The sequence below is a fragment of the Alterirhizorhabdus solaris genome (genome assembly GCF_007785815.1).
Taxonomy (GTDB): Bacteria; Pseudomonadota; Alphaproteobacteria; order Sphingomonadales; family Sphingomonadaceae; genus Alterirhizorhabdus; species Alterirhizorhabdus solaris.
The window spans coordinates 1-7,712 of sequence record NZ_VNIM01000145.1; the positions used below are offsets into that span (position 1 = coordinate 1).

9 protein-coding genes are annotated in these 7,712 nt (G+C 68.4%); 5 read left to right on the forward strand and 4 right to left on the reverse strand.

Annotated features, from left to right (window positions below):
* Positions 1–89: 89 nt before the first annotated feature.
* Together FOY91_RS22130 and FOY91_RS19975 are read left to right on the forward strand one after the other, a co-directional pair.
* The gene (locus FOY91_RS22130) at positions 90–251 is read left to right on the forward strand and encodes a hypothetical protein (protein WP_203234649.1); all 162 of its coding nucleotides are present in this window, start codon (positions 90–92) and stop codon (positions 249–251) included.
* A 19-nt stretch (positions 252–270) separates the two neighbouring features.
* A complete protein-coding gene (locus tag FOY91_RS19975) occupies positions 271–426 on the forward strand; it encodes an LPXTG cell wall anchor domain-containing protein (protein ID WP_145155637.1) in 156 nt (51 codons plus the stop codon).
* A gap of 4 nt (positions 427–430) precedes the next feature.
* On the opposite strand, the gene ubiB is transcribed toward FOY91_RS19975, so the two are convergent.
* A complete protein-coding gene (ubiB, locus tag FOY91_RS19980; protein WP_145155639.1) occupies positions 431–1,960 on the reverse strand; it encodes a 2-polyprenylphenol 6-hydroxylase in 1,530 nt (509 codons plus the stop codon).
* A gap of 10 nt (positions 1,961–1,970) precedes the next feature.
* Positions 1,971–2,714, reverse strand: a complete 744-nt coding sequence (locus FOY91_RS19985) for a class I SAM-dependent methyltransferase (RefSeq protein ID WP_145155641.1) — start codon at positions 2,712–2,714, stop codon at positions 1,971–1,973.
* Positions 2,715–2,769: 55 nt separating this feature from the next.
* On the opposite strand from FOY91_RS19985, the gene mutM reads away from it, so the two are divergent.
* From mutM to dnaA, 3 genes are all read left to right on the forward strand, one after another.
* A complete protein-coding gene (gene mutM / locus FOY91_RS19990; protein ID WP_145155643.1) occupies positions 2,770–3,582 on the forward strand; it encodes a bifunctional DNA-formamidopyrimidine glycosylase/DNA-(apurinic or apyrimidinic site) lyase in 813 nt (270 codons plus the stop codon).
* Between the two features lie 94 nt (positions 3,583–3,676).
* Complete coding sequence (rpsT, locus tag FOY91_RS19995; protein ID WP_145155645.1) at positions 3,677–3,940, forward strand: 30S ribosomal protein S20; 264 nt, start codon at positions 3,677–3,679, stop codon at positions 3,938–3,940.
* A 400-nt stretch (positions 3,941–4,340) separates the two neighbouring features.
* Positions 4,341–5,750 (forward strand): chromosomal replication initiator protein DnaA, encoded by a 1,410-nt coding sequence (dnaA, locus tag FOY91_RS20000; protein WP_203234650.1) that lies wholly within the window; start codon positions 4,341–4,343, stop codon positions 5,748–5,750.
* Positions 5,751–5,818: 68 nt separating this feature from the next.
* On the opposite strand, the gene FOY91_RS20005 is transcribed toward dnaA, so the two are convergent.
* Positions 5,819–6,508: a DUF4136 domain-containing protein gene (locus FOY91_RS20005; RefSeq protein WP_145155648.1), complete on the reverse strand. Its 690-nt coding sequence runs from the start codon at positions 6,506–6,508 to the stop codon at positions 5,819–5,821.
* 163 nt (positions 6,509–6,671) lie between these two features.
* Positions 6,672–7,691, reverse strand: coding sequence for a tryptophan--tRNA ligase (trpS, locus tag FOY91_RS20010; protein ID WP_145155650.1), 1,020 nt, complete (start codon positions 7,689–7,691; stop codon positions 6,672–6,674).
* Positions 7,692–7,712: the final 21 nt, after the last annotated feature.

The following is a 7,712-nucleotide window of genomic DNA, read 5'->3' on the forward strand; positions in this document are numbered from 1 at the left end:
CTGGGCATGGCGCCTCCTATCGCCGGCGGGTGTCGGGGGAAAGCGGCGCGCGCAATCGCCGGTTCACGCGGGATCGCCGATAAGGCCCGATGCAAAGAGCGACTCTCCGGAAGCTGGGCCTTGCCGCCGTGATCCTGCTGGCGCCCGGCGGCTTCATCCTCGGCGGCACGCTGCTCGCCAACCACTATCGCAAGCGGCGGGCGCACGGCGCCCCCGAAGCCGCGTCGCCCCCGCCCGGCGAGGCGGGCTGAACCGCGCCGGCACCGTCCGATGATCCACGTCACCGCCGCCATCGGCCTCGGCCTGGCGGCGCTGCTTCAGGCGATGTTCTGGAGCATCGCGCCGTCCGCCGCCCTTATCCTCGGCGGGGTTGCCCTGCTCGGGCTGGTCGCGGTCGTCCTGTCGCGCCGGCGGCGGCGCGGGTGAGCGATCAGGCCAGCCACATCGCCAGCGCGCCGGCAGCGCCCGCCGCCATCGCCACCGCCGCATAGCGCCAGCCGCCACCGATCCGCACCACCTGCACCTCGCGCAAAGGGGGCGGGGGCGGCGCGGCGCCCTCGGCCGGAAAGCGTCGTTCGATCCGGCGGACCAGATCGGGCAGGCCGGCCAGCGTGCGGAAATCGGTGAGGAGCCGGTCCGCGATCGCCGCCTCCGGCCCCAGTTCCGATCGCAGCCATTCGCGCACGAACGGGCTGGCCGTCTCCCACATGTTGATGTCGGGATCGAGCGCGGTGGCGACGCCTTCCACCATCACCATCGTCTTTTGCAGCAGCAGCAGGTGCGGCTGCGTCGGCATGTCGAAATCGCGGGTGATGCCGAACAATCCATCGAGCATCTGGCCGATCGAGATGTCCTTCACCGCCAGCCCGCGGATCGGCTCGCCCACCGCCCGTAGCGCGGTGGTGAACTCGGCGAGGTTGTGGTGCGGCGGCACGTAGCCCGCCTCGAAATGGATCTCGGCCACGCGGCGGTAGTTGCCGGTGATGAGGCCGTAGAGGATCTCCGCCAGCCACACCCGCGCCTGCCGGTCGATCCGCCCCATGATGCCGAAATCGATCGCCGCCAGATCGCCGTTGGGCAGCGCGAACAGGTTGCCCTGGTGCATGTCGGCGTGGAAGAACCCTTCGGCGATCGCCTGCCGCAGGAAACCGCGCACCAGCCGTGCCGCCAGTGCCTGCGTATCGTGGCCGGCGGCGATCAGCGCGGCGCGGTCGGACAGCTTGATGCCGTCGATCCATTGCAGCGTCATCACCCGACGCGCCGTGCGGCTCCAGTCGATCTCGGGCACGACGAAGCCCGGCTCGGCGATCATGCACTCGGCGAGTTCGGAGGCGGAGGCGGCCTCGCGCCGCAGATCCAGCTCGCGCATCGTCCACTGGCGGAAGGTGGCGATCACGAGGCGCGGGCGCAGCCGGGCGATCTCGCCGCCCAGCGCCTCGGCCTGCGCCGCCGCCCATTCGTAAGTGGAGAGCGCGCGGGCGAAATCCTCCTCCACGCCGGGCCGCAGCACCTTCACGGCCACCGCACGGCCCTCGGTGGTGACGGCACGGTGGACCTGCGCGATCGAGGCGGCGCCCACCGCCTTCTCGTCGAAGCGCGAGAACAGCGCCTCGATCGGCTTGCCCAGCGCCTGCTCCACCGCAAGGCGGATCTCGGCGAAGGGGACGGGGGGCAGTGCATCCTGCAGGCGGAACAGGTCGCGTGCGGCCTCCTCGCCCACCAGATCGGGGCGGGTGGCGAGCGCCTGGCCCAGCTTGACCGCGGCCGGGCCGATCGACTCGAACGCATCGGCATAGGCCGGCTGCGTCGGCACGCGCGCGCCGATGCGGGCGATCCGCACCAGCCGGCGCACGGCCGGCGGCGTCAGCGGATCGCGCTCGATCCCGGTCAGCGCGCCGTGTCTGGCAAGCGTGCGGCCCCATTTCAGGAGCCGCCAGAGGTGGGTGACGGTAGCGGTCATGCGGGCGGGGTCAGATCTTCCAGCCGCTGTGGATCGCCACCAGCCCGCCCAGGATCGGCTCGGCCGTCACGCGCACGAAGCCGGCCTGCTCGATCATCCCGGCGAAGCGCGGCATGTCGGGGAAACGGCGGATCGACTCGATCAGGTAGCGGTAGCTGTCCTCGTCGTTGGCCAGCAGCTTGCCCAGCTTGGGCACCATCCTATGCGAATAGGCATCGTACACGTCGGCGAAGCCGGGCCACACGGTGGTGGAGAATTCGAGGCAGAAGAACCGCCCGCCGCGCTTGAGCACGCGATGCGCCTCGGCCAGCGCGCGGTCGATATGCGTTACGTTGCGGATGCCGAAGGCGATCGTATAGGCATCGAAGCGCGCATCGCCGAAGCTGAGTGTCTCGGCATTCTCCTCCGCCCAGACGAGGCCGGGGATGGCGCGCTTCACCGCGCGTTCCATGCCCACCTCCAGCATGGCGCCATTGATGTCCGCCACCGTCACCTGCGCGCCCGAACGGGAGAGGCGGAAGGCGATGTCGCCGGTGCCGCCGGCCATGTCGAGGATGGTCTCGCCGGCGCGCGGCTTCACTCGGCGGACGAAGCGATCCTTCCACAGCCGGTGCATGCCGCCGGACATCGCGTCGTTCATCAGATCGTATTTCGCCGCGACCGAACGGAAGACCTCGCCCACCTTCGTGGTCTTTTCCGCCACGGCAACATCGGTATAGCCGAAGGATACGGTATCGGGAGGGGTGTCGCTCATTCGCCGGCTCTAGCGGCCCCTTGCTCCGGCGGCAAACCGAACCTAGCTGTCGGCGATGCCCGAGCTTCCTGAAGTCGAGACGACCGTGCGCGGCTTGCGCCCGGTGCTGGAGGGCCAGCGCCTGACCAGCGTGGAGCCGCGCCGCGCCGACCTGCGCCGCGCCATCCCGCCCGATCTTCGCCAGCGTCTGACGGGCGCCACCGTGACCGCGCTGTCCCGCCGCGCCAAATACGGCCTGATAGAGACGGACCGGGGCGATACGATGATCTTCCACCTCGGCATGTCCGGTCGCTGGCGGATCGACCCGGAGGAGATCGGCAAGCACGACCATCTGCTGATCGAGACGGCGGTGGGCCGGCGGCTGGCGCTGGCCGATCCGCGCCGCTTCGGCTCGATCGACCTGATGGCCACCGCCGGGGTGGCGGCCTTCGCGCCGTTCGTGGCGCTGGGGCCGGAGCCGCTCGGCCCCGGCCTGACGCCCGCGCATCTGGCGGCCGCGTTCGCCGGGCGGACGGCGCCGGTGAAGCCGCTGCTGCTCGACCAGCGGATCGTCGCGGGCCTCGGCAACATCTATGTGTGCGAGGCCCTGCACATGGCCGGGATCGATCCGGTGAAACCCGCCGGCAAGGTGAGCCGCCCGAAGCTGGTGAAGCTGGTCGCCGCGATCCGCGCCGTGCTGGAAGCGGCGATCGAGGCGGGCGGCTCCACATTGCGCGATTATGCCCGGCCCGATGGCGAGCTGGGATATTTCTCCAAGCAGTTCCTCGTCTACGGGCGGGAGGGGCAGGCGTGCGCGTGCGGCGCTCTGGTGCTGCGCCGGGTAGATGGCGGGCGCTCGACGTTTTACTGCGCGCGCTGCCAGCGGTGATGGGGGTTGAACGAATCGCGGACAAGTGTATGGAAGCCGCTTCCCGGCGCGGTGTTTCCGTGCCGTTTTCTTATTCAGCTTTTGAGGGACGAGCATGGCGAACACGCCGCAGGCAAAGAAGCGCATCCGCCGCAACGAGCGTCGCGCCGAAATCAACGGCGCGCGTGTCAGCCGCATCCGTACCTTCGTGAAGAAGGTGGAACTCGCCCTCACCGCCGGTGACAAGGACGCCGCCGTCGCGGCCCTCGCCGCCGCGCAGCCGGAACTGTTCCGCGGCGTGTCCAAGGGCGTCGTTCACAAGAACACCGCCTCGCGCAAGTTCGCCCGGCTGACCAAGCGGGTCACCGCACTGGGTTGACCTGTATCAGGGTCGCGATTTCGAAGCCCGCCGGGTCATTCCGGCGGGCTTTTTCGTGTCCGTTCGAGGTCACGCGGCAAAGCCTAGGGTTTCCCGCGATTCGGGTTTGGGTCGCTATCCGGGCACCGAAAATAAGTGTTGCGGATCAACAACTTGCAAGGATCGGCGGTTTTTCGTCGGTCTCGCTGTCAACCCGGTTTATTTCGTTTCCGTGACGCCGGCGGGCCTTGATCGCGGCCTCCCGACCTTACAGAACGGCCGTCCGGCGCGGGCTTGCCCACGTCGTTGCACGAATCGACGACTGGCGACGCCGGCGAGACCCTCGCCGGCGAAGGGACGATCCTGTCCCGCTGCCGGTCGCCTGTTTTGGGGGTTGAGTTTGAGGGGCGCAGGCAAGCCAGTGGAACGCGATGAGCATGACGACATCGCCCCGTCGCCCTTCGAGGCGGCGTGGGATGCGGTGCGGGCCGGGCTCAAGCGCACGGTGGGCGCGCGGACGTTCGACGGCTGGCTGAAACCGGTCACGCTCGTGGGGTTCGATGCCGAGGCGGCGACGGTGCGGCTGGCCGCTCCGTCGGACTTCATGGCAAGCTGGGTCGAAACGCATTTCGCCGAGCAGCTGCTGGGCGCGTGGAAAGCGATGCTGCCGCAGGTGGCGCGCGTCTCGATCGCGGCCGGTGGCGATGCACCGCGCCCGGCGCTGTTCGTCGTCGAGGAGGAGGCCGAGGCGCCGGTCGTGGTCGAGGCGCCCACTGTTGCCGCCGCCAGCCCGGCCCGCAGCACCGGCGGCGGCAATTTCGAGGCGCGCTACAGCTTCGATGCGTTCGTCGTCGGCAAGGCCAACGAGGTGGCGTACAACGCCGCCAAGACGATGGCCGAGGGCGGCACGCTCGGCTTCAACCCGCTGTTCCTCCACGGCGGTACCGGGCTGGGCAAGACCCACCTGATGCACGCGATGGGGCAGGAGTTTCTCGCCCGCCAGCCCGGCGCCTGCGTGATCTACATGTCGGCCGAAAAGTTCATGTACGAGTTCGTCGCCGCGATGCGCGCGAAGGACACGCACAGCTTCAAGGCGCGGCTGCGCGCTGCCGACGTGCTGATGATCGACGACGTGCAGTTCATCGCCGGCAAGGAATCGACGCAGGAAGAATTCTTCCACACGATGAACGAGATCATCGGCGCCGGCCGTCGGCTCGTCATCACCGCCGATCGCAGCCCGCAGGATCTCGACGGGATCGAGAGCCGCATCCTCTCGCGTCTGTCGTGGGGTCTGGTGGCCGATGTGAACCCGGCCGATTTCGAGCTGCGGCTGAACATCATCCTGAAGAAGCTGGAAGCGATGCCGCAGGTGTCGATGCCGCAGGAGATCGTGACCTTCCTCGCCCGCCGGATCAGCGCCAACGTGCGCGAACTGGAGGGCGCGTTGAACCGCGTGGTCGCCTATGCGATGCTGACCGGCCGCACGATCGACATGGAGTTCGTGCAGGAGACGCTGGCGGACCTGCTGCGCTCCACCCAGCGCCGCATCACGATCGACGAGATCCAGCGGCGGGTGTGCGACCATTACCGGATCAAGCAGACCGAGATGAGCAGCGCACGTCGCGCGCGCGAAGTCGCGCGGCCGCGGCAGGTGGCGATGTATCTCGCCAAGCAGCTCACCCCGCGTTCGCTGCCGGAGATCGGCCGTCGGTTCGGCGGGCGCGATCACACCACGGTGATCCACGCGGTGAAGCAGATCGAGAAACTGCGCGCGATGGATGCGGAGCTTGATGCCGATGTACGGCTGCTCACTCGCCAGCTCGAAGGGTAGGGCACTACCCCCCAATATGAGAAAGGGCCGCTTCCCGAACCGGGAAGCGGCCCTTTTCATGTCCGGCCTCAGCCAGCCTTTTCCGGCGGCGGTACGGTGATCCGCACCTCTTCGCCCGAGCGACCGGGGAAGCCCGTAAAGAGCGCCTCGACCAGATTGGGGACCAGCCGGGTCAGGCTGTCGTCGCGCGAACGGGCCTTGGCCTTACCCTCGAACAGACGCTGGCCATCGGCGGTGCGACTGATCGTCATGTCCAGATAGCTGGTGTAATAGGTGTAGCTGTTCACCTCGGGGTAGCCGCCGAACAGGAACGGATCGTTCCAGCCGTAATAGAACGGTCGACGGAAACCACCGTAGCCGAAGCCGCCGTAACCGCCACCGAAGCGACCATATCCTCCGCCGAAGCCACCATATCCGCCACCGAAACCGGGCGAGGTGACGACCTTCTCGTTGCCGTTGTCGACGCCGTAATCCAGCATCACGACGAACGAGGCGCCGCGCGCGGTCTGTGCGGGCTGATAACCTTGCGCGACGAGACGCTGGCTGACCAGGTTGGCGTATTGCGAGAACTCCAGACCGCCCTGATTGCGCGGATCGGAAGCCTGAACGACGAAGGTCTGCCCCTGCGGCGGCGGCATCGCCTGAAACCGTGCCACGTCGGCACGGAAAGGCGTGGCGCACGCGCCAAGCGCAAGCAGCGACAGTGGTGCGGCGAAAGCCAGCACCCGAGTACGAAACGACCGATTGCGAAACGACATGGCCGGTGACCTTTCAGACGGACAAAGCCCGACTATCAATGACTTGCAACCTGATACCTTCAGGATGAATACCCCTTGAACGCATTGCGAACATAGGGGTTGCACAGGCTCGATCTGGGGTCGGCCCGGTCATTGTTCAATCGGCTGCCGGCAGTCGGCCCGGCTAGTCGCGCAAACCCAGCGCCCGATAGGCACCGGCGAGCGTGGGCGCCGCCGCTTCCCGGGCGCGTTCGGCGCCCTGGGCCAGCAGCCGGTCGAGTTCGCCGGGGTCGGCACGCAACGCATCGAGCCGGGCCTTCACCGGGCCCAGCGTGGCGACCAGCAGGTCGGCAAGCGCGGGCTTGAACGCGCCGAAGCCCTGGCCGGCGAACCGCGCCAGCACCTGCGCCGAGGTTTCGTCCGCCAGTGCGGCATAGATGCCGACGAGGTTGCGCGCCTCGGGCCGGTCGGCCAGCTCGGCCGGGTCATCGGGCAGCGGCGCCGGATCGGTCTTGGCCTTGCGGATCTTCTGGAGGATCGTGTCGGCATCGTCGACGAGGTTGATCCGGCTCATGTCCGACGGATCGGACTTGGACATCTTGGCCCCGCCCTCGCGCAGCGACATGATGCGCGCGGCGGCCGGCGGGATGATCGGCTCGGGCAGCGTGAACAGCTCGGTGCCGAAATCGGTGTTGAACTTCGTCGCGATATCGCGCGCCAGCTCCAGATGCTGCTTCTGGTCCTCGCCCACCGGCACGTGCGTCGCCTGATACAGCAGCACGTCCGCCGCCTGGAGCACAGGGTAGGTGAACAGCCCGACCGAGGCGCCCTCGCGGTTCTTGCCCGACTTTTCCTTGAACTGGGTCATCCGGTTGAGCCAGCCGATGCGGGCGGTGCCGTTCAGCAGCCATGCCAGCTCGGGGTGAGCCGGCACCTGCGCCTGGCTGAACAGGATCGAACGCGACGGATCGATCCCGGCGGCGATCAGGGCTGCGGCCATCTCCCGCACGTTGGCGCGCAGCTGCGCCGGATCGTTGTGCACGGTGATCGCGTGCAGCGAGGCGAGGAAGAAATAGCAGCGGCTGTCGCCCGTCATCGCATCCTGCATCCGCACCCAGTTGCGGATCGCGCCGAGATAGTTGCCGAGGTGCAGGTTGCCGGTGGGCTGGATGCCCGAGACGATACGCTGCGGGCGGTCGGGCAGGCCGGACGGCGGGGGGGAGGC